General features: G+C 36.6%; 21 protein-coding genes. 12 read left to right on the top strand and 9 right to left on the bottom strand.

Annotated features, from left to right (window positions below; genetic code table 11):
- Positions 1-218: 218 nt before the first annotated feature.
- From BLT95_RS06785 to BLT95_RS06755, 7 genes are all read left to right on the top strand, one after another.
- Positions 219-1,265 carry a LacI family DNA-binding transcriptional regulator gene (locus BLT95_RS06785; protein ID WP_089665358.1) on the top strand — a complete coding sequence of 349 codons (1,047 nt, stop codon included), beginning with the start codon at positions 219-221 and terminating at the stop codon, positions 1,263-1,265.
- Between the two features lie 224 nt (positions 1,266-1,489).
- Positions 1,490-1,885, top strand: coding sequence for a hypothetical protein (locus tag BLT95_RS06780; RefSeq protein ID WP_089665357.1), 396 nt, complete (start codon positions 1,490-1,492; stop codon positions 1,883-1,885).
- A 172-nt stretch (positions 1,886-2,057) separates the two neighbouring features.
- Positions 2,058-5,105: a TonB-dependent receptor gene (locus BLT95_RS06775; RefSeq protein ID WP_089665356.1), complete on the top strand. Its 3,048-nt coding sequence runs from the start codon at positions 2,058-2,060 to the stop codon at positions 5,103-5,105.
- Between the two features lie 25 nt (positions 5,106-5,130).
- A complete protein-coding gene (locus tag BLT95_RS06770) occupies positions 5,131-6,627 on the top strand; it encodes a RagB/SusD family nutrient uptake outer membrane protein (protein ID WP_231896425.1) in 1,497 nt (498 codons plus the stop codon).
- 64 nt (positions 6,628-6,691) lie between these two features.
- Positions 6,692-7,822 carry a glycoside hydrolase family 130 protein gene (locus tag BLT95_RS06765; RefSeq protein WP_172822574.1) on the top strand — a complete coding sequence of 377 codons (1,131 nt, stop codon included), beginning with the start codon at positions 6,692-6,694 and terminating at the stop codon, positions 7,820-7,822.
- Positions 7,823-8,104: 282 nt separating this feature from the next.
- Positions 8,105-9,433 (top strand): sugar porter family MFS transporter, encoded by a 1,329-nt coding sequence (locus BLT95_RS06760; protein WP_089665354.1) that lies wholly within the window; start codon positions 8,105-8,107, stop codon positions 9,431-9,433.
- A 62-nt stretch (positions 9,434-9,495) separates the two neighbouring features.
- The gene (locus tag BLT95_RS06755) at positions 9,496-10,485 is read left to right on the top strand and encodes a type I phosphomannose isomerase catalytic subunit (protein ID WP_089665353.1); all 990 of its coding nucleotides are present in this window, start codon (positions 9,496-9,498) and stop codon (positions 10,483-10,485) included.
- A 26-nt stretch (positions 10,486-10,511) separates the two neighbouring features.
- Here the strand turns inward: BLT95_RS06755 and BLT95_RS06750 are convergent, their stop codons facing one another.
- Positions 10,512-11,012: a RidA family protein gene (locus tag BLT95_RS06750; RefSeq protein ID WP_089665352.1), complete on the bottom strand. Its 501-nt coding sequence runs from the start codon at positions 11,010-11,012 to the stop codon at positions 10,512-10,514.
- Between the two features lie 33 nt (positions 11,013-11,045).
- Complete coding sequence (locus BLT95_RS06745; protein ID WP_089665351.1) at positions 11,046-11,420, bottom strand: group III truncated hemoglobin; 375 nt, start codon at positions 11,418-11,420, stop codon at positions 11,046-11,048.
- A 233-nt stretch (positions 11,421-11,653) separates the two neighbouring features.
- Here BLT95_RS06745 and BLT95_RS06740 point away from each other — a divergent pair, with 233 nt between their 5' ends.
- Complete coding sequence (locus tag BLT95_RS06740; RefSeq protein ID WP_089665350.1) at positions 11,654-12,085, top strand: SRPBCC domain-containing protein; 432 nt, start codon at positions 11,654-11,656, stop codon at positions 12,083-12,085.
- Between the two features lie 26 nt (positions 12,086-12,111).
- On the opposite strand, the gene BLT95_RS06735 is transcribed toward BLT95_RS06740, so the two are convergent.
- The 4 genes from BLT95_RS06735 to BLT95_RS06720 form a co-directional block, all read right to left on the bottom strand.
- The gene (locus tag BLT95_RS06735) at positions 12,112-13,374 is read right to left on the bottom strand and encodes a sigma-70 family RNA polymerase sigma factor (RefSeq protein WP_089665349.1); all 1,263 of its coding nucleotides are present in this window, start codon (positions 13,372-13,374) and stop codon (positions 12,112-12,114) included.
- Positions 13,375-13,377: 3 nt separating this feature from the next.
- A complete protein-coding gene (locus tag BLT95_RS06730; RefSeq protein WP_089665348.1) occupies positions 13,378-13,713 on the bottom strand; it encodes a YciI family protein in 336 nt (111 codons plus the stop codon).
- 133 nt (positions 13,714-13,846) lie between these two features.
- Positions 13,847-17,062 (bottom strand): carboxypeptidase regulatory-like domain-containing protein, encoded by a 3,216-nt coding sequence (locus tag BLT95_RS06725; protein WP_089665347.1) that lies wholly within the window; start codon positions 17,060-17,062, stop codon positions 13,847-13,849.
- A 208-nt stretch (positions 17,063-17,270) separates the two neighbouring features.
- A complete protein-coding gene (locus tag BLT95_RS06720) occupies positions 17,271-17,618 on the bottom strand; it encodes a hypothetical protein (protein ID WP_089665346.1) in 348 nt (115 codons plus the stop codon).
- 180 nt (positions 17,619-17,798) lie between these two features.
- On the opposite strand from BLT95_RS06720, the gene BLT95_RS06715 reads away from it, so the two are divergent.
- Both BLT95_RS06715 and BLT95_RS06710 read left to right on the top strand, forming a co-directional pair.
- Complete coding sequence (locus tag BLT95_RS06715) at positions 17,799-18,452, top strand: DUF2461 domain-containing protein (RefSeq protein WP_089665345.1); 654 nt, start codon at positions 17,799-17,801, stop codon at positions 18,450-18,452.
- A 9-nt stretch (positions 18,453-18,461) separates the two neighbouring features.
- Positions 18,462-18,977, top strand: a complete 516-nt coding sequence (locus BLT95_RS06710; RefSeq protein ID WP_089665344.1) for an adenine phosphoribosyltransferase — start codon at positions 18,462-18,464, stop codon at positions 18,975-18,977.
- On the opposite strand, the gene BLT95_RS06705 is transcribed toward BLT95_RS06710, so the two are convergent.
- From BLT95_RS06705 to BLT95_RS06695, 3 genes are all read right to left on the bottom strand, one after another.
- Positions 18,974-19,126, bottom strand: coding sequence for an SsrA-binding protein (locus BLT95_RS06705; protein ID WP_089665343.1), 153 nt, complete (start codon positions 19,124-19,126; stop codon positions 18,974-18,976). The genes BLT95_RS06710 and BLT95_RS06705 overlap by 4 nt on opposite strands.
- A gap of 90 nt (positions 19,127-19,216) precedes the next feature.
- Positions 19,217-21,283, bottom strand: coding sequence for a M56 family metallopeptidase (locus BLT95_RS06700; protein WP_089665342.1), 2,067 nt, complete (start codon positions 21,281-21,283; stop codon positions 19,217-19,219).
- Positions 21,283-21,645, bottom strand: coding sequence for a BlaI/MecI/CopY family transcriptional regulator (locus BLT95_RS06695; protein WP_089665341.1), 363 nt, complete (start codon positions 21,643-21,645; stop codon positions 21,283-21,285). The genes BLT95_RS06700 and BLT95_RS06695 overlap by 1 nt, the downstream gene beginning before the upstream one ends.
- Before the next feature lie 263 nt (positions 21,646-21,908).
- On the opposite strand from BLT95_RS06695, the gene BLT95_RS06690 reads away from it, so the two are divergent.
- Positions 21,909-22,853 carry a calcium/sodium antiporter gene (locus BLT95_RS06690; protein WP_089665340.1) on the top strand — a complete coding sequence of 315 codons (945 nt, stop codon included), beginning with the start codon at positions 21,909-21,911 and terminating at the stop codon, positions 22,851-22,853.
- A 483-nt stretch (positions 22,854-23,336) separates the two neighbouring features.
- The gene (locus tag BLT95_RS06685; protein ID WP_089665339.1) at positions 23,337-25,526 is read left to right on the top strand and encodes a glutamine synthetase III; all 2,190 of its coding nucleotides are present in this window, start codon (positions 23,337-23,339) and stop codon (positions 25,524-25,526) included.
- The last annotated feature ends 99 nt before the right edge of the window (positions 25,527-25,625 follow it).

The following is a 25,625-nucleotide window of genomic DNA, read 5'->3' as shown; positions in this document are numbered from 1 at the left end:
TACCTCTTAAACATATTTTACTGTGGTGTGGCTGAAATTATATGCTGAAATTCAGTATTAATATATCACAAGGTCTTATCAATAGATTTAAAAAATTTTGACTTATAACCATTGTTTTAATAGATTTGAGGCCAAACTCTTCATTGGCTTTTATTATTGGTCCCTTCAAAAGCTTCTGAATATGTATACATATTCCATATTTTATAATCTAAATTAAAATGAAAAAAAAACGAAAAATATCTATTAAGGATATTTCTGAGGAGCTAGGGATCTCAACTACAACTATTTCTTTTATAATCAACAATAAAGCTGAGAATAGGATTAGTAAAAAAGTTATTAAAAGGGTAGAAGATTATATCCAGGAGGTTGGTTATATACCTAACTCCAGTGCTCAAACTCTAAGGACGGGAAAAACTAAAACAATAGTTTTTATGGCTGAAGATATTTCTGATCCGTTTTTTTCTGCTATAGCAAAAGAAATGGAAGGAATTGCATTTGAAAATGGATATAAGATTATTTACTGTAGTACTGAAAATAATAAAGAGAGAGCAATAGAATTATTAAATCTCTTTAAAGAAAGGCAAGTTGATGCTTTTATTATAACACCTCCAGAAGGCTTTAGAGAAGAATTAGAAGTTCTTATTAATGAAAGAAAACAGGTCGTAATGGTGTTTGATAGATATTATGATGATTTAGATCATAATTATGTAGTTCTTGATAATATAGAAGGCTCTAAACAAGCAACAAGTTATTTGTTCGAAACCGGATTTAACAATGTGGGCTTCATAGGGCTTAAATCTGACATATCTCCAACACTTGAAAGGCTTGAGGGCTATAGGCAGGGGGTTAAAGCCAAGGGAAAGAACGAATTTTCGGTTTTAATTCCCTTTGATAAGGTGAAGACCGGAACCGGAAAGGAAATGATACGTGAGTTTTTGAAAAAGAATCCTCAAATTGATTCTTTGCTCTTTGCTACCAACAGTCTTGCAATTAGTGGACTTAAAGTGTTGAAAGAAGAATCGCTTAATATTCCTAAGGATGTCTCGGTGATTACTTTTGATGATCGTGATTTATTCGAGCTTTATTCCCCATCAATTAGTGTCGTCTCCCAACCAGTGAGTAAATTGGCAGATGAACTTATTAAAGGAACCTTAAATTTACTGAAATCAGAATATAAAGAAACTGTTAAATTTCAGAAAGTCTTAAAGGGCCACTTGATAAAGAGGGATTCTTCCCAGCTTACTCCTGAAGATAGTTCAATCTAAGGTCTATAATTTTATTTCCTTTTTAAAAAATTAGGTTTCTTCGGACCTAATAGTTTGGTAAATAGAATCATGATATATATATTAGCCACTTAGTAAAACGATTTACTAAAACGTTTTACTAAATATTGTCTTTCGATATAGGTTTATATTATAACGATATAGTACGACCAGGATTCATAGGAAGATATAGATATTAACTAAGCTAGTGTTTAACATTTATTAACATGTCCTTTAATTTCCAGGTTCTTTATTCTTCACTTACTCTATTGCTATTTGGAGGATTATTATCCGGAATTTTCCAAGCTTTAAATCTTAAAGTTTTTGGAGATAAGTTATCTGGCTATTACCTGAATATTCTCGACCAAAGTGTTAAACAATTTGATCTTTTACACACTTTCCTGGAAATAGTAAATCTTGAAGAAAAGCAAATTGACTATCTAACCAAATTAAAATTACCAGATATTAAAAAAGCGAGGATAGAGCTGATTGCTCCTTTGAGGGACCATGAAGGTTGTACGGTTTCCTTCCTCGCTAAAGCCAATACCTTGCTGCCTCTGGAGTTATTTCAGATGAGTTATGATGAAAGAATAAGATTTAAAGAAATGTGTTCAAGTCTTTAGATTCTTTACCAGTTAATCTCTTAAGAAAAAGCACAGAGGGATCTCGATTATGAGAAATATTAAGTTTTAGGTTTTCAGATTAATCTGATAGTTCTAAGGCGAATGTAAATTTTTTATCAATGAATAAAATAACAAAAATCAACTTTATTATTAATCTTATGAAAGGTTTATTATGATGAAAAACAACTTGATTTTTAGTCTATTGATGATATGGGCTATATGTACGGGAGGTGCGGTGTATGCACAAACGGTTACAGGAGTGATTACCGATGCTAGTGGCGCTTTGCCAGGAGTTTCGGTTGTAGAGAAGGGAACCTCTAATGGTGCAGTTACCGATTTTAACGGAGAATATTCTATTGAAGTTTCAAATAACGATGCAGTGCTGGTTTATTCGTTTGTGGGATATCAGTCTTTTGAAACAACAATTGACGGGCGCACCAGAATAGATGTAACACTGAAGGAGGACATAGCTGAGCTGGATGAACTCGTAGTGGTAGGTTATAAATCCCAGAAAGAATCAACTATTACTGGAGCGGTTTCATCAGTGGATGTTGGGAAGTTGGAAACCAGAAGGGTTTCTGAAGTGACTCAGGCTCTTCAAGGTCAGGTTGCTGGTGTGAATATTACCCAGAGTACCGGTGCTCCAGGAGACGAAGTTCAAGTAAGAATTAGGGGGAATGGTACTATTGGAAACAATAATCCACTTTATATTATAGATGGTATACCCAGTCGCGAGATATCTTTTCTTAATCCGGCCGACATCCAGTCAATGACCGTGCTTAAAGATGCGGCAGCAGCTTCTATCTATGGGTCACGGGCAGCAGGAGGTGTTATCGTTATAAAAACTAAAGAAGGTAAGCAAGGTGGACAGTTTAAAGTAAATTATTTTGGAGGGATTCAAAAGGTAATTAATCTTCCTACTATGCTTAATACTGATCAATACATGCAAACTGTTGAGCAGGCCTGGGATAATGCAGGTTATGAAGGAGTAAATCCTTATACTGAGGATATCGGTCGGTCAGATTTTGGTGATGTAGATTACCTGGATGAATTGTTTGAATTAGGGCGAACCCATAACTTAAATATTTCGGCTTCAGGTGGAAATGAAAAGACAAATTACTTGATTTCCGGAGGTTATTTCAGTCAGGACGGAACTGTAGTATATGACAATGATAAGTTCAGAAAATTGAATTTCCGTTCTAATATAAGTTCTCGGGTATTGGATAGAGTTATGATTGGTGCAAATGTTCAGATGTCTTATAATACTCAGGATAGAATATCTTCCAGTGGGGATGCACCAGGAATAATAAGACATGCGTTTTTACGTCCACCTAATATTCCTGTATTCAAAGATCCATCAGATCCAACTTATTCGGAAGAAGATCCTTTCACAGACCTTCCCTTTTACCAAGGACCCGATAGTTATGAGAGTAGCAAATATGAATATAGTCAGAATCCAATTGCTCTAGCATATTTTACAGACGATGAAACTTCAACCTTTAAGACTTTCGGAAGCGTTTTTGCTGAGTATGATATTTTAAAAGATAAGTCACTTAGATTTAAAACGAATTTTGGAGCAGATCTCAACTTTTTCCATTCAAAAGCATTTAACCAGAACTTTGGAGATGATGATGGGAACGGAGCTGCAATAGACCAGGGTCTTGGAAGACAGAATCGTCCAAGTTCACTATCTGAGTCTAGAGGGCAGGACTTTACCATAACTTGGAACAATAGTCTTCATTTTGATAAGGAATTCGATAAACATTCAATAAGTGTACTTTTAGGGACAGAATTTATTGTTAACGAATCTGCTAACCTTAGCGCTTCAAGGTTGAGATATGATTTCACCGACCCTAATTTCAGGTATATAGATTTTGGAGGAACAGAGCGTGACCTTTGGAATGGCGGTCTTGCTGAAGAGTGGGCACTATTTTCATACTTTGCCTCAACTACCTATGTTTATGATGACAGGTATATGCTAACAGCCAATCTAAGAGCAGATGCTTCCTCTCGTTTTGCTGAAGAAAATAAATGGGGTTATTTCCCGTCTCTTTCTACAGGTTGGATGATCACTGAAGAAGAATTTATGCAAGATACTGACTGGCTTTCAGAATTAAAGCTTCGAGGAAGCTGGGGGCAATTGGGTAACCAGGAAATTCCTAACTATGCCTATCTTACGCTTTATAGAAGAGATGCAGACAGGTACTTAATTAGCAGATATGGTAATCCTGACCTGAAATGGGAAACTACAACTCAGGCTAACGTGGGGGTTGATTTTGGTTTTTTTAAAAACAGGTTATATGGTAGCGCAGATTATTTCAAGAAAAATACATCTGATATTTTGTTGCCTATTTCCCTACCACAGTTTGTTGGAGATGTATCACCAACTTTTCTAAATGCAGGAGAGGTTGAGAATAGTGGTTTTGAATTTGCTCTTTCTTACAGGAATTTCGATAATCCATTACAGTTCGAGATAAGTGCGAATATGGCGACTCTTAAAAACGAAGTGCAATCATTACACCCAAATCTTCCTTATATTAATGGAAGAGTTACAAGAACACAGGCCGGGCATCCTTTGAATGCTTATTACGGTTTTGTACAGGAAGGGATCTATCAGAACCAAGCCGAGGTAAGTGAACATTTATCAGGGACTGCAAATCCACCGCAACAACCGGGGGATATCAAATTCAGGGATCTGGACGGGAATGGGATCATTAATGATAATGACCGCGATTTTATTGGGAATCCTAATCCTAAGTTAACCTACGGTATGAACTTTAACCTCAATTACAAGGCTGTCGATTTAAGTTTATTATTTCAAGGTGTGAATGGTGTAGATAGGTACAATGATCTTAAGAAGATTATCGATTATGATACAAGACCGTTCAATTACACTGATCGAGTATTGGGCGCCTGGGACGGAGAAGGTTCTACAAACACTATCCCAAGAGTGAGCTTTAGCGATAACGGAAGCAGTAAGGTGTCTGATATCTTTGTGGAAGATGCTTCTTATCTTCGACTTAAGAATATTGAATTGGGTTACAGCCTTGATTCCGATAAATTATCGGGTCTAGGAAATATAAGGTTCTACGTTTCAGGACAGAATCTATTGACATTTACAGATTACTCAGGACTTGACCCAGAATCTACAGACCTTATAGATTTTGGAACATACCCGCAGTCTTTAACCGTATTATTTGGTGTAAATGCAAGCTTCTAAATCACTTTAATTAGAAACAAAAAAAATGAATACAATGAAACATATTCCTAATATATTAATAATCGCTTCAGCCGTATTTATTACGGGCTGTGATTCCTATTTGGATAAGGAGCCAATTGGTCTTATCACACAAGATCAGATCAATGCTGAACCAACTGTATCTTCGATTACATCCAGTGTTAACTCAACCTATCAAACCCTTTCAAGTACCCTGAATATTATTGGGGAGTGGAACTGGGATGGTGCTACGGTATTGAGAGACGACTTTATCCTTCAGGATATTGCTTCCGGAGATATGGAGAAAAAGTGGAATCCTGACGGGGATCAGGCCTGGATGGACCAGATTGCTGCATTTAACTTTACTTCAATGAATGGTGCCTTTAATGGGCAGTGGAGTTACAATTATGAAGGTATAGCTCGCGCCAATCAGGCAATAAATATCCTGGAACAGGATGAAGTGATAGCTAGTACAGACCTGGATGCAGCTACCAGAGACAGGCTTCTTGGAGAATCTTACTTCCTTAGAGCTTTTTATTATTTTGATTTGGTGAATAACTTTGGAGATGTTCCTTTATTGACTGAACCATTAGCTAATTTCTCCGAAGCTTATGAGGTTACAGCCAGAACACCAAAAGAAGAGGTTATAGAGTTTATAAAATCTGACCTTGAAATGTCTGTTTCAATGCTACCTCAACAGAAATATTCAAGTGTTTCAGAGCCCTGGAGAGTTTCTATTGGAGCTGCTAAATCTATGCAGGCAAAAGTAGCTTTATATGATGGGGACTGGAATAGTGTAATTTCTTATGTGGATGAACTACAGTCCTGGGGATTTTATTCTCTCAATGAAAGTTATTTCGATTCTTTTGATGTGACAAAGGAATTCACAGAAGACGAAGTGATTTTTGCATATGATCATCAGCAGGGTGTGAATCCGAGTAAGGGTAATGGCCTTGCCGCATTAATGGGATGGGGGTTTGTTGCTCCGTCAGATGATTTCATTGCTTCTTTTGAAAACAACGATCCTAGGTTAGGTTATACTGTAGATGTAGAGGCCCAGGAAGTACATAAGCTTTTGGGCTCTACCGATGGTAGTTTTAAAGGAAATGCGGATTCTCCAGGAAACAAAATCTATATAAGGTATGCAGATGTATTGTTATGGAGAGCAGAAGCGTTAATTCAGCTTGGACAGATAGAAGAAGGACTTGCAATAGTAGATCAAATTCGTGAGAGAGCCAGAAATACTCAGGCCGTAAACGGAAGTGAGACTCCCGCAGATGCTCTTCCTCCATATTCCGGACAAGGTTTGTCACAAAATGAAGCATTGGCTGCACTTATTCACGAGAGAAGAGTGGAATTAGGTTTCGAATCTCAAAGATTTATGGACCTTAAGAGATGGGAGCTCGCAAACGAAGTTCTTACCAATTTAGGTAAGAATTTTCAGGACTTCAATTATCTATACCCAATTCCACAGGGAGAGATAGATAAATCTGGAGGACAAATATCTCAGAATCCAGGATACTAAATAATAAAAGGATCTGGCTACCTATGGGAGGAGCCGGATAAATCAAAAAATATAACTATAAGATATGAAAAAATTAAGCTTACTAAATATCGCCTTGTTCTATGTGTTTTGCTTGAGTGGCATTCAAATGATTGGGCAGGAAACCAATGAAAAAGGTTGGATGATGGGTCCATTTCAGCGATTTACCGAGGAAAAACCGATCATTTCAAAAGACACTCTTTCTACCTTCAACGATCCTATGACAGGTAGAGTGGTGAATTGGGAATCTATGGCCACCTTTAACCCTGCAGCCATTGTAAAGGACGGTAAGATAAATGTGTTTTACAGAGCTGAAGAGCGAGTAGGAGAGGATGGGATAGGAACCCATACTTCTAGACTTGGGCTTGCTCAGTCTGAAGATGGTGTGAATTATACTAGAAAGGAAAAGCCTGTTTTTTATCCTGATAATGACGATCAAAAAAAATATGAATGGACGGGAGGAACAGAAGATCCTCGAATTGTAGAAACAGAAGATGGTAAATATGTGTTAACCTATACTCAATGGAATAGGGATATTCCACGTCTAGCAGTTGCAACTTCAGACGATCTCAAAAATTGGGAAAAACAAGGGCCTGCCTTTGCAGAATATAAAGACGGTAAGTACAATGATATGGAAAGCAAGTCTGGTGCCATAGTTAGTAAACTTAACCAAGAAGGAAAACTGGTTGCAACTAAGATCAACGGGAAATACTGGATGTATTTTGGAGTTCCTCACATCTGGTTGGCAAGTTCTACAGACCTTGTAAATTGGGAACCGGTAGAAGATTATGAAGGAAACATTTCTCCTGTGCTTAGTCCTCGTCCAGGTTATTTCGATTCATGGTTAGTTGAAGCCGGACCACCTCCAGTTCTTACCGAAGATGGAATCGTGGTGCTATATAATGCGGGAAACTCAAAGAATATTGGAGTAGAAGAGCTCGGAAATCGGATCTATACAGGAGGTCAGGCTTTGTACGATGCTGAGGAACCATGGAAGATCCTTGATCGTAGTGATAAACCATTCATTAAACCCGAATTAGATTTTGAGAAGTCAGGGCAATATAAAGATGGAACTACCTTTATCGAAGGTCTAGTATATTTTAACAATGCTTGGTACCTGTATTACGGTACTGCAGATAGTATGGTAGGAGTAGTTAAATCTGAAGATAGAGATTAAAATATCACAATTATTTATAAGGCTTGTTTAAACCTGAAGTTCGAATACGGACTGTCCTTTAAAGATGAACCCTATTTGGGTTTAAACATGCCCTTCTTTAACCATGAATTTCTAAAGATCACAGAAAAAAGAACCTTTAAAAAGTCTTTTTTTATAGTCTTTTACATTTTATTTCTGAATCATTTTTCATAATGATCCAGGCGTATCGTGTTTATTTGTAGTTGTTTATAATCTAATTATGCAAGATTAAATTAAAGCTCAAATTAAAAAAGCCTTTAAGTAATGAACAAAAGATTATTATATTATTCCATTACTGTGGCAATGGCCGGATTTCTATTTGGTTTTGACACAGTGGTTATCTCAGGTGCAAACCTTCCAATTAAGGAACTCTGGGACACTTCTGGCTGGTTTCATGGGACTTTTATCATGTCTATGGCGCTTTGGGGAACTGTAATTGGAGCTTTAATAGCGGGAATACCTACCGATAAATTTGGAAGAAAGAATACGCTCATAGGTATAGGGATACTCTATTTTATTTCGGCCATTGGTTCGGGACTCGCTCCGGATCCATACAGCTTTTCCTTTTTCCGCTTTATAGGAGGTCTTGGAGTGGGAATTTCGTCTATTGCAGCACCCACCTATATTTCAGAAATTTCGAACCCAAAGAATCGGGGTACTCTCGGTTCTTTATATCAGTTTAATATTGTTTTCGGTATCCTGATCGCATACTTGAGTAATTACCTTCTTGAAGGTGTAGGTGGCGATAATGACTGGCGATGGATGCTGGGAGTGGAGGCTATTCCAGCATTGATCTATACCGTTTTGGTATTGGGGGTGCCTAAGAGTCCACGTTGGTTATACCTTCATCAGAATAAGGCAGATGAAGCCCTAAAGGTTTTGGTGAAGACTAGTTCTATTAAAGCTGCTGAAATTACTCTTAAGGATATGGAAAACGACCAGGAGCGAAGTAAGAGTAGCAGTTCCCAATTGTTTTCAAAGAAATACAGCTTTCCATTGACCCTGGCATTTTTAATTGCATTTTTTAACCAGCTATCCGGAATCAATTTCATATTGTATTATGCACCCGAGATTCTCGAAAAAGCGGGGTTTGGTACAGAAGATTCTCTTTTCAGCTCCATAGCTATAGGTGTTGTTAATCTTCTCTTTACATTGCTAGGGGTTTATCTAATCGATCGCACAGGAAGAAAGAGTCTTATGTATATAGGCTCAATTGGATATATAATCAGTCTTGCCATGGTGAGTTACTTATTTCTGAGTGATTCGGCTGCCATATCAAAATTAGTGTTTATTCTAATGTTCATTGGAAGCCATGCGATAGGCCAGGGCGCAGTGATCTGGGTGTTTATTTCGGAAATATTCCCGAATAAAGTTAGAGCCTATGGTCAGGCGTGGGGAAGTGGAACCCATTGGGTTTTTGCAGCGCTTGTGACACTGTTTGGGTCAGTTTTACTTGATGTGCTGCAACCATGGATGCTTTTTGTGATTTTTGCAGGGTTAATGGGATTACAATTACTTTTTGTTCATTTCATGATGCCCGAAACCAAAGGTAAATCACTGGAAGAAATAGAAGCATCGTTTAAGAATCGGTAGTCAGAATTACCTGGACTATCTTTCATGTTATAATTTGAATAATTGACGGTAAAAAGATTGAAATGAAATCGAATAAAGAATTTATCCCTTACGGAATTAAATTTAAACCCATTTTAAAAGATAAAATCTGGGGAGGTTCGAAATTGAAGGATTTTCTAGGCAAGTCGGCTTCTGCTCAAGCAGGTGAAAGTTGGGAAATCTCGACTGTAAAAGGTGATATTTCTGAGGTGAATAATGGAGTATATAAAGGTTTAAAGTTTGTCGAATTACTTGAGGTTTTTCAAAATGAAATTTTAGGGAAGTACGTAGTTGATAAATTTGGCGGTAATTTTCCATTACTGATCAAATATATTGATGCTTCTAAAAACTTATCCGTTCAGGTACATCCAGGGGATGAAATGGCTAGGAAAAAGCATAACTCCTATGGAAAAACCGAAATGTGGTATATTATGCAAGCTGATCCTGGTTCTATGATAAACGTTGGATGGAAGAATAAAATAAGTCCTGAAGAATATAGTGAAAGCTTGAAAAAAGGGACTATAACAGATCATCTCAATTTCATTAAAGTAGATCGAGGAGATACTTTCTTTATTAAGGCTGGGAAAGTTCATGCCATTGGAGAAGGGGTTATGTTAGCTGAAATTCAACAAACTTCAGATGTAACATATAGAGTCTATGACTGGGATAGAGTGGATGAAAATGGTACTTCACGAGAACTACATATAGAGTCAGCAGGTCAGGCTATGAATTTTAATCTTAAGGATGATTATACCGTGGATTACGAGCCAGTGAAAAATGAGTCTATCAATCTAGTAGACTGTGAATTTTTTACAACGAATATTATCGAAGTACATAGTAAGGCGGTAAAAGATTATTCATTGTTAGATTCCTTTGTTATTTTTATGAACGTTTCAGGAACGGCGAAAATCGATGTTGACGGTAAGGAAGAAGTAATTGAATATGGAGAATCAATCTTAATACCTGCAATGGCAAATTCAGTTATTATTCAAGGTGAGAAAGCTAAACTTTTAGAGATTTTAATATCTAATTAAATACCAGGCTTTCAGTTTGAGTTTTTTTATTCTTCCAGTTCAACGATGACCTCAATTTCCAAAGCGATGTTAGAAGGTAGGGAACAATGACCTACTGCAGCCCGGGCATGTTTTCCTTTTTCACCAAAGACTTCTACCATAAGGTCTGAAAATCCATTGATCACCTTGGGCTGATCGTAAAAATCTTGAGTAGAATTTACCATTCCGCGTACTTTTACAAATTGTTTGATATTACTTAAATCGCCACATGCCTCCTTAAGCGTGGCAATAATTTCAATTCCTGTTTGGCGAGCAGCCTCATAGCCTTCCTGGATCGTGATGTCTTTACCTAACTTTCCTTTCTTACTACTACCATCTCCAGATAAAAAAAGGAGGTTCCCTGCTTTACGCCATTTTACGAAGTTGGCTGAAGGTTTTGTTACTTCAGGTAATTCAATTTCCAGCTGTGAGAGTCTTTGTTCCGGAGTTTGAGCTTTTAGAGATAGGGTGAAAAAAAGGAGCAGCGAACAAGTGACAAGAATTTTCATAATCTGTTATTTTATGGTTTATAAGCTCTCCCTTTAGGAGTGCTTTTCGATTTTAAATTTCATTAACTCAGCAATTTGATGCCCTCTTTGGATAGCCATCCCTGCTTTTTCTCCTTTAAAGTTCGATTTAATACTTTGTTCCCAAAGGCTTAGCCAGCGATCAAAATGTTCAGGTTTTAAAGTTTCTTTCCTGTTTAATTCAATATGCCTTAGCATAGGATTTCCTTTATATTTTGTTTTTCCAAGCAGACTGGTTTCCCAAAAATCATACATCACCGGAATATGAACGTTCCAATCTAGTTTTACTATCTGTGTGAAAAGATGGCCAATTAATTCATCTTTAATTACCAATTTATAGAATTCATCAACTAGTAATTCTATGTCTTTTCTATTTTGAATATCTTTCAAAGTTGTAGTGTTTTTTCAAATTTAAGGATACTAAAGATAGGTATAGTTAGAACTTATGATATAAACACTTTATTAGAATCTCAGCAGAAATCTAATATGTGCATTTTTAAAAATGCTTATGGGTATTCTTTTTAATATGAATTGAAATTCAAAAAGAAAAAATCTAGTTTTTGTCCTAATTCCCGTTCTTCATTTGTTATAGGGTTAAAGAGTATTAATTAATAGGAATCAAAATGGAAATTAAACACAATTTAACGATCAAAACCTCACCTGAAACTATTTTCAAAGCGGTATCTACTGAAAAAGGAATTACAGGATGGTGGTGTAAAGATGCTAAGGTGGGTGAGGCTGAAGGAGAAAAGTCTCTTTTAAAATTCAACAAACAAGGTACTATTGTACCTATGGGATTTGAAACAATACGCCTTGATTCAAACAAAAAAGTAGTTTGGGAGTGTATAGATAATCCCAACCCAGCATGGATTGGGACTAAATTAACTACTGAAATTTCTAAGACTGAAGACGGAGCTGAAGTTATTTTCTCCCATTCTGAATTTGATGAAAAATGGAAAGGCCAGGAGCCTTTTGAGATGACCAAACAGGGTTGGCGGCATTTTATGGATAGTCTTGTTTCTTATTGTGAGATCGGAGAAGGGCAGGCCTGGTAAAATGATAAGCTCACTCTCTTTAAAAATCAGGAAGAGAGTGAGTTTTTGCATTCTAAAATTTTGCTGTTTATGTGGCTGTTTTCTGCTGCTGACGGATTTAATTTCTGAGCTTTTTCAAGAAATTTAATTGCCTCATTATAATTTCCTAGTTTCATATGGAAAATTCCCTGGGTAGCTGGAAGTAAATGATAATTCTTAAGTTCCTTTTCTTCGGCGAGATCCTTTAGCATTTTAAGGGATGCCTTATAGCCTTTAAACTTGCTTTCGATGATTGCAAGGTTAAGTTTTATGATGGCATTCGGTTTAAAATTTTCCAGAAGGCGATATAATTTCTGAATACTTTTCCAGTTGGTACTTTCAAAACTATTAGCAGAACAATGCTCGGCAGCGATACAAGCTTCTATATGATAAGAAGAAAGCGAAGAATCGCCGAGGGAAGATCTTAGATGGGCCATTCCTATTTCTATCATTTCCATATTCCATAGATCACGATTTTGATCTTCGAAGAGTACAATGCCACCGTGATCATCTATCCTGGCTTCAAATCTGGCAATATGGAAACACATCAATGCCAGTAATGCTGATGTTCTTCTATTCTCTCTAAAATGGGTGCTGAGTAATTTTGTTAATCTTACCGCTTCCAGACAAAGATCTTTTTTAATAATATCGTCCCCTACGCTGGAATTATAGCCTTCGTTGAAAAGTAAGTAGAGAGTGAGTAAGACCGTTTCAAGTCTGCTTTCCAGTTCTTTTCCTTCGGGAATTTCAAATAACAGATTGGATTCTCTAATAGTGTTCTTTGCCCGGTATAACCTCTTGTTAATGGCAGGTTCATTGGAGAGTAAGGCATTCGCTACCTCTTTTACTCCAAATCCGCAAAGTGTTTTCAGAATAAGCGAAATTTGCGATTCTGTATTTAAATCGGGATGGCAACAGGTGAAGATCATTCTTAACTGGCTATCCTGGATTTCATTTTCAAAAAAAATGGTTCCAATTTCCTCTGGGCTGTACTCATTCTGCATCTTCTGCAGATGATGTTCCCGTTTCATCTTGTTGCGTTTAAGTTCATTGAGAACCTTTCTTTTAGCCACCAGCATTAACCATCCTTCAGGGTTTTCTGGTACTCCATTTTTGCTCCAGTCATCCAGGGCCGAGATCAGGGTGTCCTGAACAATATCTTCTGCCAGCTGTATATGGGCAGCTCCAAATATTCTGGTTAAAATGGCGACCAGTTTTCCGTATTCCGTACGAAAAAGATGCGCTACAATATGATCGGTTTTAGAAGACAAATTTTACATTTTTGGAGAAGCGATAGGTCTTACTTCAATAGTGTAAAGATCAAGAAAGGGTGATTTTCTGGCTAGTTTAATTGCTTCTTCCTGATCTTTAGCATGTACTTTAAAGTAACCGGCTATAATTTCTTTGGCTTCCAGAAATGGTCCGTCGGTGATTACTTCAGCATTCTTGGAGCCAAGAAACGCTCCTTTGTCTTCCAGTCTTTGACCACCAAGGTATTGCTCGCCCATTTCATTGATCCAATTGGTGCAATGATCCATGGTCTTCTGGAGTTCATCTGGTGAAAGATGGTTCATTCCGTCTCCTTTTAACAATAATAGAAATTCCTGCATGTTGTTTTATTTTATGACAAATGAGATTTTAAAATTAGGACAATTTATTTTCGAAAAAAATCAATACCTATAGAATAAAAAAAAGCAGCCTCATTTCTGAAGCTGCTTTCAAATTTTTTAGTGGATTGTTAAACTAGAAAATATAACGCAATCCAACCTGTGCCTGCCATCTTGATTGAAGACTGAAGTCATTGGCAAAGGTTCTGTTTTGATTTCCAAATGTGTAAACGGGAGTATTATCCTCTCCAACACTAACACCAATTGGCTGATCGTTTACAGGAATTTCAATAACTCCCCAATCTGAATTTAACAGGTTTCCGAAATTAAGGATATCAAGACTTAACTGAATTGTATTTGTCTTTTCGCCTACCTGGAAGTTATAATCCTGAAGAACTTTTACATCCCAGCGTCCTCTCCATGGGCTAAGAATTCCGTATTTTTCGGCATAATCGCCACGATTGTCATTTAAGTATTCGTCCTGCTGAATAAACTGCTCAAAAGCCTGTCTCTGAGATTCCTGTTCTGCAAGCGTCCCTGTGAAGGTATACTGCTGAAGTTCGTTTTGTGTAGGAATATAAATAAGATCATTCAATACAGACCCGTCATTATTGATATCTCCTGAATACGTATAAGAGAATCTACCTCCCTGTGCATACTCATAAAATGCTCCAATAGAAGTTCTCCAACGATTGTCTTTTCCGTAGTTGAATTCTTTATTCAATTGTCCAACAATTCTATGCTTATCACCATATCTTGAAGGAGTGCTTACTGCTCTGTTCACATTTCCCAGTGCTGGATTTCTATCGTAGGCATCACTAGAGATCTCTGCATCCAGAGAACTTGCATCTTCAGATTTTAAGTAGTTGTAAGCAATACTTGCGTAGAAATCTTTTTCAAAACTTTTTGCCAGCTTTACAGACCAGTTAAAAGAATATCCAACATCTGTATTGGTAAATACGTAAGCATTTGTAATTCCACCAAATTCATTTACAGCTCTGTCACTATCAAGATAAACAGGACGACTGTCTACTCCATTTAAAGTTCCTGAAGGTGTAGAAAGACCATAGTTTCTAACCATTTGAGCGTTGATGTCTTTTGTGTAGATAAGGTCGGTTGTGGCAACTAGTCCGTTTTCAAATCTATAATCGGCACCTAAGCTGTTTCTCCAAACTTGCGGGAATTGAAAATCTGGCGCTGTGGTCTGGTAGAAATAGAATGCAGGGTTGGCAACCTGGTTACCAATCCATACAAATGGTAGTCTACCGGTAAAGATCCCTGTTCCACCACGTAGTTGTAATTTATTATTACCCATAACATCCCAGTTGAAACCAAGTCTTGGAGACCACAAAAGATCGTTAGAAGGTAAATCAAGACTGTTAAGTTTTACCTCGTCGCCATTTTCATCGAAGTAAGTAATTCCTGGCTGGTAATCTCCATCAGGAAACGTTCCACCTGCAAGACGATCTATATTTTCCTGGATCTTTTCTTCAGTATCAAAATAAAGTGGTTTATCCACTCGAAGTCCATAAGTAAAAGTGAAATCATCATTGATTTTCCATCTATCCTGGGCATAAAAGGCCAGCTGACCAACATTTGTTTCAGCTAACGCCCAGCTATCATTTGCATTTCTAGAGTCGAATGTATTTTGAGCACTGTTAAGCGCTGCAGCAATAGTTCCATTATTAATTGCATCTTCAAAAGAAGAACCTGGATTATTAGGATCTATTCTAACGCTGGTAAATGCATCAAAGAAGGTGCTAATAGGGCCTGTTCCCTGATCTGCGTTTCCAGCATAATCATAAGCTCCAAGGTTAAAGGAGTTGTCGAAATCAAATCTTTCAAAACTACCTCCAAAAGTGAATGTGTGATTACCAGCAACAAGATTTAAGTTGTTAGTGATCTGGTACACGTGCTGTTCAAGTCTGTTATTTATAGAAAAAGGTTCATGACCTGCAACAATATATCTTACACCATTTTTCTGAATATTGATAGGCGGTGCAGGAGCAGAAAAAGGATCACGGCTATCGTCAAAAAATGTATAACCAGCCTGGAATTTATTAGAAATATTATTTCCGAAGTTAGAGTTAAGCTCTACTAACCATGAATCAATTTTATTGTTAATGGTATACCCTGAATTTCTAAACTGAAGGGTGGTAAGGTCTGGTCCTCTTCGACCTATAGCTTCAGGATTTGCTGGAAGGTCTCTTGAAGCATCCAGGAAGTTGTAAATAAAAGCCAAACGATGCTTCTGGTTGATGTTCCAGTCCAATTTCAAAATTCCCTTTGTAGAGCCAGTCTCATGGGTATAACCTTCATAAGCACCGGTTTCATAACCTAAAGAAGATAACTGATTGGATACATAATCAAGATCTTCGGCCGATACTCGGGAAACGTTAGATCCTGTTAATCCAGGTCTGCTGGCAACAAAATTAGATCCAAGATCTTCCCTGTCATCTTTTTCAAAATTCGCGAAAACAAATAATTTATCCTTTATAATCGGAGCTCCGATACTAACTCCATACTGAGCCTGTTTAAGATCTGGAACAATAATATCGTCACCGCCAACTTTGTCTCCGGTCATATCCTCATTACGATAGAAACCATACACAGTTCCTTCAATTTCATTGGTACCACTCTTGGTAACAGCATTTACAGAAGCACCTGTAAAACCAGCCTGGGTTACATCATAAGGAGCAGTAGAAACCTGGATCTGGTCTATTGCATCTAAAGAAACAGGTTGTGCATTTGTTTGGCCTCCTGGAGTCGCAGCATCGAGTCCAAAAGGATTATTGAAAATAGAACCGTCAAGACTAAAATTGTTAAACTGGTCGTTTCTACCTCCAAAAGATCCATTGCTGGAAGCTGTTGGCTCTAAACGGTAAAAATCTGAAGCTGATCTGGAGATCGTAGGTAAGGTTTTTAATTCTTTTCTACCAATATTCGTTTCAGCTCCGGTACGATCGCTATTAATAATCTGGTTTTTGGTTCCGGTGATCACTACAGCATCAAGCTGTGTTGCATCAGAAATCATTTCAATGGTTACATTGTAGGTTTGACCAAGATTCAACTCTACTCCTTCAATTACAGAAGTTTTGAAGCCAACGTAGCTTACAGAGATTTTATAAGGTCCACCAACTCTAAGGTTTAAAAGGTTGAAGCCTCCGTCAAAATTAGTGACCGCTCCATAGGTCGTTCCTGTTGGTGTGTGTACAGCCGTAACATTTGCTCCGGGTAGAGGAGTATCTCCTTCATAGAAGACATCTCCACTAATCTCAGCAGTAGTAACCTGAGCCAGGGTGGGAACAATGTTAAAAATTGCCAGTGTGAATAGCAGTAATAATCGTTTCATGTTTTTTGGTGTTGTGTTAAATTTTTGCAAAAGTAATATTTCCTTTTCAGCTGTCATACCATTGAGGCCAATTTTATTATCTAAATTCGATTATTTAAGTGATTGATAATTAGAAATATAGATGATTTAACTAAAAAGAGGTTTAACCAATTTGCAAAAAAGAAACCCTGCCGTTTCTGGCAGGGTTCTAACGTTTAATCCAAAAAAGCTAATCACTAAAAGCACTTTTATTAGAAAACTTAGGTTTGCGATCTTTAATATGAATACCCTTTAGAGAGTCTGGAATGTTAGTTTCTTTTAGTCCGAGACTTAACATATGCTCTATGGTATTTTCCTTTACACAATTTTCAACATCTCCCAACGGTATACGATAACATGATTTCCTTATATACATCTTGTTGCCGTCAAATAATTTGGAAGTGATGTCTACATCTACCAGTTTACCGTTCATCCTACTTGATAGGTAATAATTGAATTTAATTTTCTCTTTTTCTCTTAACGGCGAACCATTTATTTTAGGGATCTCCATATGATCACCCAGTCTTTTGTATTTCATTTTGGCTGATTTTATATCCTAAATATACTTGAAAGCAGAAAAAAATATTAACGCTATCCTTTTTAATTTGAATTCAATTAGTTGATAATCAACAGGTTTTTTGCTTCCTTTTATTGTTGCGAGAAATAAAAGACATGATAGTCTTTTCTTCTATTCAGTTTAATATCTTTAAAATAAAAAATGGACTTCAAGACGTTATTTAATTTCCTTCGTGAACTTAATAAGAACAACAATAAGGAATGGATGGATGAACACAGGAAGGAGTATTATGAGGTAAGAGATTTTTATATAGCCTGGTTAAATCAATTGGATATTAAACTTGCAAAAATTGATTCCAACTATGCGCCTACTACTGGAAAACAGGCAATTAATAGAATTAACAATAATCTATTATTTCATCCAAACAAACCTGTTTATAAAGATCACTTTGGAGCTGGTCTGGACAAAGAAAAAGGAAAAGGAGATTTTTATATTCACATTGGAATAAAGGAAAGTTTCGTAGCAGGTGGGATTTACAAACCAAAGAAGGACAGGCTTGATAATATTAGAGCTGCGATAGATTATAATGGAGAAGAATTTAAAAAGATACTGAACAAAACTTCGTTTAAAGAGACTTTTGGAGGCTTGATGGATGCTGAAAAATTAAAAACTTCGCCTAAAGGATTTTCTAAAGATCATGAACATATAGAGCTTTTAAGAAATAAGAGCTTCGCGGTAATGCATTCGCTTACCCAGAAGGAAATTTTGAAAGATGATTTTCAGGAGAAACTCATTGATATCTATATGGAAATGCTACCTTTCAGAAATTACTTAAATAATGCGGTGAGTGTTTAAAAATCGTTGATGGAATTAAAATCTTATGTTCGGGAAATTCCAGATTTCCCAAAAAAAGGAGTTAGTTATAAAGATATTACCCCACTTTTATTAGATCCTGAAGCCATGGGGCTGGCAGTAAAATTGTTTATGGATAAGCTGCCTCATGGAAAAATTGATAAAGTGGTTGGGATAGAATCTCGTGGCTTTTTCTTTGCTACATTACTAGCCGAAAAATTGAAGGCTGGTTTTATACCCGTTCGTAAGCCGGGGAAACTTCCGCACAAAACTCATAAAGAAAATTATGATCTGGAATATGGAAGTGACTCTTTAGAGATACATGAAGATGCGATTAAAAAGGGAGAGAAAGTTTTACTGCATGATGATGTGCTTGCTACTGGAGGAACAGCGGCTGCTACCTGTAAATTAATTGAAAAGTGTGGCGGAGAAATTGTTCAATGTAACTTTCTGGTTGAATTAGAGTTTCTGAAAGGAATTGATAAACTTGAAAACTATTATGTTTCCTCCCTTATTAAATACTCCTAGTCGAGGGAATTTTTTGTAACCCATAACTTCCAGCCTATAAGGGCCATTTGTAACTTACTTGCTTTTTGGAGATCAAGTCCTTTTTTAGAATAGCTTGGTAATATTTTTTTATTAAGCCTTGCTATGGCTTTAAAGATCTGCTTTTTCATTTTAGTTGGTTTATATCAAAGATAAACAAAGAATAAAAAAACCTGCCATTATAAATAAAGACAGGTTTTTTAAGAGATTAAGCTCTATATTTATTTTGAAGCAGAAATTAATAATCCGCCTCCTTCTTTAAGACCAAATAGAATATCCGGAACTCCGTTTATATCGCTGTAATTTGACTGTACCATGCGATCTTGTTTATGAAACTTCACTTGGATATTGGTGATAAGTCCCTCCTTATTTCGTTCTATATTCATAAGATTTAGCGTATACCCGGTCTTATTCTCCACCTCGCTTTTTAGAGCTTTAATTTGATCATCATTAAAAGACTTTCTTATTAAGAAAGTGGAATCATTATTCTCTCCGTGATACTTCTTAGTTCGTATTTTAATAATTCCATTTTTTCCTTTTTCACCGTACTCTTTAATAGCATTATCTCCTTTTAAAACCATGATAGATGCAATTTCTTCAGGATCAATCAGGTCAACGAATTCCTTGTTTTGAATTTCATCATCCACCATATAAAGAGGTTTGCCATCCTGAGAAATAATTCTAACTTTTGAATTGGGGGAATTAATAACAGGCATATCTCCGGCTGATTGAAATTCTATTGAACTGGAATCTTTCGTTCTAAACTCATAGTGAGTATCGTTATTGGAACGTGAACCAGTTCCAGTCTTCCTAATCACATATATATTGTCTGAATTTGGTGCTTTTCTGGTTTTGCGAACCCTTACATTATCATCGTATGCTATGTTGGTAGAATAGCCACTTCCAGAAGTATAAGCTATTATGTGATCTGTTTTGCTCTTACTGGAATTTATATTCATGAAATTGGGCTTGCCTAAATTTCCAACCATAATATATTTCCCATTGAATTTTCCCTGCTGCTTAAGATCTTTCATTTCCCTATTGAAATTTCTGATAACTTCAGCATCCGGGATGATGATTACACCGTTTTTAGCATCTTCTCCATATTGGTTCACCGCCTCATCACCAACTAGAATTTCAATTCCTGAATTCAGGCCTATATACTTATTCTTCAATTTTGAAGCTTTGAATTTTTCGCCATTAAGAATATAAAGCGGGTCATTCCCGAGATCAGAAAAACCGTTGCCGCGATTCCTCGTTGCAGTAGTCCAGGTTATTTCTGGACTTTCATGAATTTCAATTTCAGTTTCAGGAGCTTCTGCTTTTTCATTAATTTCAATTTCTTCTTCAATCTCCATTTCTTCAGGAGCTTCTGATTTTTCCGTTTTTTCAGAATTTGCCTGGTTCCCCTGTTCTGTAACTACCTGTGCTTCGGTATTTACATTGAACAATAGCATAAAAGCAAGCAATAAGGGCATTACAAAGCTTACTTTCCATGCAGGACTTTGTGTTGATGATTTTTTGTTTAACATAAGAATTCGTTTTTTGATAAATGATTGATAAAAATGATTAGTAAGTGCCGGCTTTAGATCGGCTGTTGAAACTTTTACCAGGGCACGCTGGTATTCTTTAATTTCAGCTTTATTATCTACAGTTTCGCGATCTGCTATAAATTCAAGGTTTTGCTCAACCAACTTTTTATAAAGCCAGGCGAATGGATTAAACCATAGAATGCAGCATAAAAGATTTACGATGAGGACGTCTACTGAATGTAACTGCCGGGCGTGTACTTTTTCATGTTCTAGAATCAACTCTAATTCTTTTACAGAGTGCTTTTCTGGATTAAATATTATGTAATTGAAAAATGAGAATGGCAGTTGATTTTCTGAGTTTTCCAGATACCTTAATCCTGAATTTTTATAAAAAGAATGCGTTAAAATTATTTTTAAAACTGCACGAAGCTGCAGGCCAAGTCTTAGAATAAAGAACCCGGTAATTACTATATATATAATACCTGTGATCTGCCACCAGTCCGTAGAATTTTGGATAGGAGTGTATGAAATCTCTGTAGCTTCGGCTAAAAAATCATAAGACGCTGTATTTGCCTGAATGTAGACTTTCCTGGTAAAATAGATGGCTGGCAGGATAAAAGAGATGGTCAAACCGGCCAGAAGATATTTTCTGTTCAATTGAAAAGAGGTTTCCTTTTGAAGCAGGAGCAAATAGCACAGGAAAAAGATACCGAGAAGGGCAGAGGCTTTAAATAGATATATTAAAAAACTTTCCATTATTTCTTCTCATTTTCTATAATGTCCAGGATCTCACGCAATTCTTCAGCACTAATTTTTTCTTCTTTTGCGAAATAAGAAACCACGTTCTTAAAAGAATTATCAAAAAAACGTTTGGTAGCCATATTCATGAATTGCTTTCTGTAATTTTCTTTGGTTACCACCGGGAAGTACTGATGTGTTTTTCCGTAGGCTTTATGAGATACATAGCCTTTTTCTTCCAGGTTCCTGATAATGGTAGAAACAGTATTGTAATGTAATTTCTGGTCTTTCAGCTCCGGTAAAACTTCTTTCACAAAAGCCTTTTCAAGATTCCAGAGAACCCTCATGATCTCTTCTTCTTTATTTGTTAGTTTCTCCATTGAATGATGATTTGCTATTTATATTTCCTAATTAATCACTCTTATTAAAGTACAGTTCTCCTGAGCATTTTTCTGCAGCCTTTGAGACTCCAGGTCAGGACTTTGATCATTTTTTATAGCTGACTTCAAGTTTGAAATTCTGAGGTGGTTTTCCTCCGTCATCAAATATAACGAAAAATCTAGTTTAAAAACTATAAAAGTAGTTGTTTTTTAATTAGGTTCATTTCTGAGGCATTTCTGCTATCTTCGCCAAAAATGGAATTATGAGCATCGTATATCTGCTAATTGGCTTTGTTTTGCTGGTGATAGGTGGGGAGTTTCTGGTAAGATCTTCAGTAGCACTTTCTTTGAAATTGAATATTTCCAGAATGGTAATCGGGTTAACAGTTGTGTCTTTTGCGACCTCTGCTCCAGAGCTACTGGTAAGTCTGCAGGCCGCGATCGATGGTTTTTCAGATATCTCCCTTGGAAATGTAATAGGATCTAACATTGCAAATATTGGTTTGGTACTGGGCTTGACAGCGATGGTATCTCCTCTAATGGTAGACAGGGATTTCTACAGGATAAACTGGCCCGTAATGATGGTCTTTTCTATTATTCTGTACTTTTTTCTTTTAAGTAACAATGAATTGTCAAGAATTGAGGGTGGCGCTTTATTACTTGGTCTTGCTGCCTATCTTTTTATCCTTATTAAACGTTCCCGAAGAAAAGATAAGGTTGTAGCGGAAGAGGTGGATGAATCCCTACGTCATGTACGAGGCTTCAAAATGACGATCTGGCTTTTAATTGGAATTTTCGCGCTCTGGGGTGGTTCTGAACTTTTGGTAAAAGGAGCTGTTGATCTTGCTACCCAGCTTGGGATTAGTGAGCGAGTGGTATCAGTTACCATAATCGCTGTTGGAACCAGTGTCCCTGAACTTGCAGCTTCCCTTATTGCAGCGATAAAAAAGGAGAAAGCGATCTCATTAGGTAACTTAATAGGCTCTAATATTTTTAATATTGCCTCTGTACTTGGATTAACAGCTATTATTAAACCTATAGCAATTCAGTCTTCAGAAATCCTTTCTAATGATATGTTCTGGATGTTGGGAATCGCATTTGTTTTATTACCAATGCTTCTGATTCCGAAATTTTCAGAAATGGGTAGAAAAGAAGGTTTTGCACTTATTTTAGGATATTCGGTTTTTATTATTCTTACTATTCTATAATATTAAAGCGCTTAAACTGAATCTACCGATATTTTTCTGAAACTGATCTTTAGAATTTGTGGTTTGCAGCTACATTGGTTTTTTAAAATCAGAAACCTTTATATTATTACCGATAGCGTTGCATACAAGCGATTTGTAGAAATTCTTCCATAATTCTTCAGATAACGATTAAAATTTTCCTGAAAATTCTACTTTATTTAAGCAACAGTTTGGTATTTAAATCCAGAATGATACCTGGATAAATGCATTAGTATATATCAATCAGTATCTTCTTTTTAATAATTTCAGAAAATTAGTTGTCAGTATTTTATGTGATTCTTGAATTTGAAGATTTTTTGAGGGATGATTTTTATAACTCATAAAAATCAGGGGTTATTTTTGAGAAAATGTTATTTATTTCTTATAGCACCCCTATTTTTTATATGTTAACGATAAATTTATTTACATTTGTGGCTTAAATTTTAAAAATTTAATCCATAATATATGTCAACTTTACGATTTCAAGCTTTAAAAGAAACCTTAAACAGGAAGCCTGTCAAGATTAATGAGCCTGCAAGAAGATCTGAGATCTTCTCAATGAATGTATTTAATGAAACTGTAATGAGACAGTTTCTCACCAAAGAGGCTTATGATAATGTGACGGAAGCCATGCGTACGGGAAAGAAAATTGACCGTAATGTAGCAGACCATATTTCTACCGGAATGAAAGAATGGGCCATCTCCAAGGGAGTTACTCATTATACTCACTGGTTTCAACCACTTACTGGTACTACTGCAGAAAAGCATGATTCTTTCTTTGAGCCTTTAACAGAAGGTCTTGCAATCGAAAAATTTGGAGGTGGGCAATTAGTACAGCAGGAACCTGATGCATCAAGTTTCCCAAGCGGGGGTATTAGAAATACTTTTGAAGCTCGTGGTTATACTGCATGGGACCCAACTTCTCCTGCATTTATCTGGGGGACTACACTTTGTATTCCTACGATATTTGTATCATATACAGGAGAAGCACTGGATAATAAAACGCCATTGCTTAGAGCGCTTCAGGCTGTTGATAATGCAGCCACGAATGTTGCAAAATATTTTGATAAAAATGTAAAGAAAGTGAATGCTACCCTGGGATGGGAACAGGAATATTTTCTTATAGACTCTGCGCTTGTAGCTTCAAGACCTGATATTACTCTTACAGGTAGAACTCTTCTTGGGCATTCTCCTGCGAAAGGACAGCAATTAGATGATCATTATTTTGGGTCTATTCCTTCAAGAGCAATTGCTTTTATGATGGATCTTGAGATCGAATGTATGAAATTAGGGATTCCGGTAAAGACACGCCATAATGAGGTGGCTCCAAATCAGTTCGAACTGGCACCTATTTTTGAAGAGGCAAACCTTGCGGTAGATCACAATTCCTTAATTATGGATGTGATGAAGAAAGTTGGTGAAAGACACAATTTAAGTGTGTTGATGCACGAAAAGCCATTTGCAGGAATTAACGGAAGTGGTAAACATAACAACTGGTCTTTAGCAACAGATACGGGTACAAATTTGCTTTCCCCGGGTTCAACTCCAATGAAAAACCTGCAGTTTCTTACCTTCTTTATTAATACCATTAAAGCGGTTTATGACAACGAAGAATTATTGAGGGCTTGTATCGCCAGTGCATCTAACGATCATCGTTTAGGAGCGAATGAAGCTCCGCCGGCAATTATTTCGGTTTTCATTGGTTCACAGTTAACTAAAGTACTGGATGAACTTGAGAAAGTAACCGATGGTAAGCTGTCACCTCAGGAAAAAACAGATCTCAAATTGAATGTAGTGGGTAAAATCCCGGAAATTCTTAGAGATAACACAGATAGAAACCGTACTTCTTCTTTTGCTTTTACAGGAAACAAATTTGAATTTCGTGCGGTAGGTTCTCTTGCCAATTGCGCAAACGCGATGACTGTCTTAAACAGTATCGTTGCAAAGCAGTTGAAAGAATTTAAAGTTGAGGTAGATAAGTTGATCAAGGATAAAAAAATGAAGAAGGATGATGCCATCTTCAATGTTCTTAGAGAATACATTAAAAAATCCAAAAAGATCCGTTTTGAAGGGGACGGTTACGGTGAAGCCTGGGAAAAAGAAGCTAAAAAGCGTGGTTTAAGCAATAACAGAACTACTCCACAAGCTCTTAAGGCTCAGGTTAGCAAAAAGGCTTTCAAGCTTTATGAAGATCTTAAGGTGATGAACAAGGTGGAGATCGAAGCTCGCCATGAGATAGAACTTGAAGAATATGCTATGAGAATCCAGATTGAAGGTCGTATCCTTGGAGATATCGCCAGAAATCACATAATTCCTACAGCGATTCGTTACCAGAATATTCTTATAAAGAATGTGCGAGGTCTAAAAGAGATCTATGGTAATGAATATACAAGACACTCCAAAGAGCAACTGGAGATCATCGAAAGTATTTCAGCACATATTGCCAGTATCAATTCTAATGTGAATGCGATGATAGAGGCGAGAAAAGTTGCCAACAAGCTTGAAGATGACGCAGAGAAAAGAGCCTTTGCTTACTGTGATGATGTGAAACCTTACTTTGAAGAAATAAGATATCACTGTGATAAATTAGAATTATTAGTAGATGATGAACTTTGGCCTCTGGCTAAATACAGGGAATTATTGTTTACTAAATAAATAACTGTTAAACTACTGTTGATGAAAGCCACGCCCAAAAGCGTGGCTTTTTTCTTTAAAATCTCATGAATCTTTATCAAAACTGTTTAAACTAATTAT

It is taken from the genome of Gramella sp. MAR_2010_147 (assembly GCF_900105135.1).
Lineage (GTDB): Bacteria > Bacteroidota > Bacteroidia > Flavobacteriales > Flavobacteriaceae > Christiangramia.
The sequence above is the reverse complement of the archived record's forward strand: the minus strand, read 5'-3'. Positions and strand labels throughout refer to the sequence as shown.

Coding starts and splice junctions, on each gene's coding strand:
- BLT95_RS06725 (WP_089665347.1), bottom strand. CDS start 17,062: ATGAAACGATTATTACTGCTATTCACACTGGCAATTTTTAACATTGTT.
- BLT95_RS06700 (WP_089665342.1), bottom strand. CDS start 21,283: ATGGAAAGTTTTTTAATATATCTATTTAAAGCCTCTGCCCTTCTCGGT.
- BLT95_RS06755 (WP_089665353.1), top strand. CDS start 9,496: ATGAAATCGAATAAAGAATTTATCCCTTACGGAATTAAATTTAAACCC.
- BLT95_RS06765 (WP_172822574.1), top strand. CDS start 6,692: ATGAAAAAATTAAGCTTACTAAATATCGCCTTGTTCTATGTGTTTTGC.
- BLT95_RS06760 (WP_089665354.1), top strand. CDS start 8,105: ATGAACAAAAGATTATTATATTATTCCATTACTGTGGCAATGGCCGGA.
- BLT95_RS06695 (WP_089665341.1), bottom strand. CDS start 21,645: ATGGAGAAACTAACAAATAAAGAAGAAGAGATCATGAGGGTTCTCTGG.
- BLT95_RS06705 (WP_089665343.1), bottom strand. CDS start 19,126: ATGAAAAAGCAGATCTTTAAAGCCATAGCAAGGCTTAATAAAAAAATA.
- BLT95_RS06740 (WP_089665350.1), top strand. CDS start 11,654: ATGGAAATTAAACACAATTTAACGATCAAAACCTCACCTGAAACTATT.
- BLT95_RS06685 (WP_089665339.1), top strand. CDS start 23,337: ATGTCAACTTTACGATTTCAAGCTTTAAAAGAAACCTTAAACAGGAAG.
- BLT95_RS06730 (WP_089665348.1), bottom strand. CDS start 13,713: ATGCAGGAATTTCTATTATTGTTAAAAGGAGACGGAATGAACCATCTT.
- BLT95_RS06770 (WP_231896425.1), top strand. CDS start 5,131: ATGAATACAATGAAACATATTCCTAATATATTAATAATCGCTTCAGCC.
- BLT95_RS06775 (WP_089665356.1), top strand. CDS start 2,058: ATGATGAAAAACAACTTGATTTTTAGTCTATTGATGATATGGGCTATA.
- BLT95_RS06780 (WP_089665357.1), top strand. CDS start 1,490: ATGTCCTTTAATTTCCAGGTTCTTTATTCTTCACTTACTCTATTGCTA.
- BLT95_RS06715 (WP_089665345.1), top strand. CDS start 17,799: ATGGACTTCAAGACGTTATTTAATTTCCTTCGTGAACTTAATAAGAAC.
- BLT95_RS06720 (WP_089665346.1), bottom strand. CDS start 17,618: ATGAAATACAAAAGACTGGGTGATCATATGGAGATCCCTAAAATAAAT.
- BLT95_RS06690 (WP_089665340.1), top strand. CDS start 21,909: ATGAGCATCGTATATCTGCTAATTGGCTTTGTTTTGCTGGTGATAGGT.
- BLT95_RS06710 (WP_089665344.1), top strand. CDS start 18,462: ATGGAATTAAAATCTTATGTTCGGGAAATTCCAGATTTCCCAAAAAAA.
- BLT95_RS06785 (WP_089665358.1), top strand. CDS start 219: ATGAAAAAAAAACGAAAAATATCTATTAAGGATATTTCTGAGGAGCTA.
- BLT95_RS06750 (WP_089665352.1), bottom strand. CDS start 11,012: ATGAAAATTCTTGTCACTTGTTCGCTGCTCCTTTTTTTCACCCTATCT.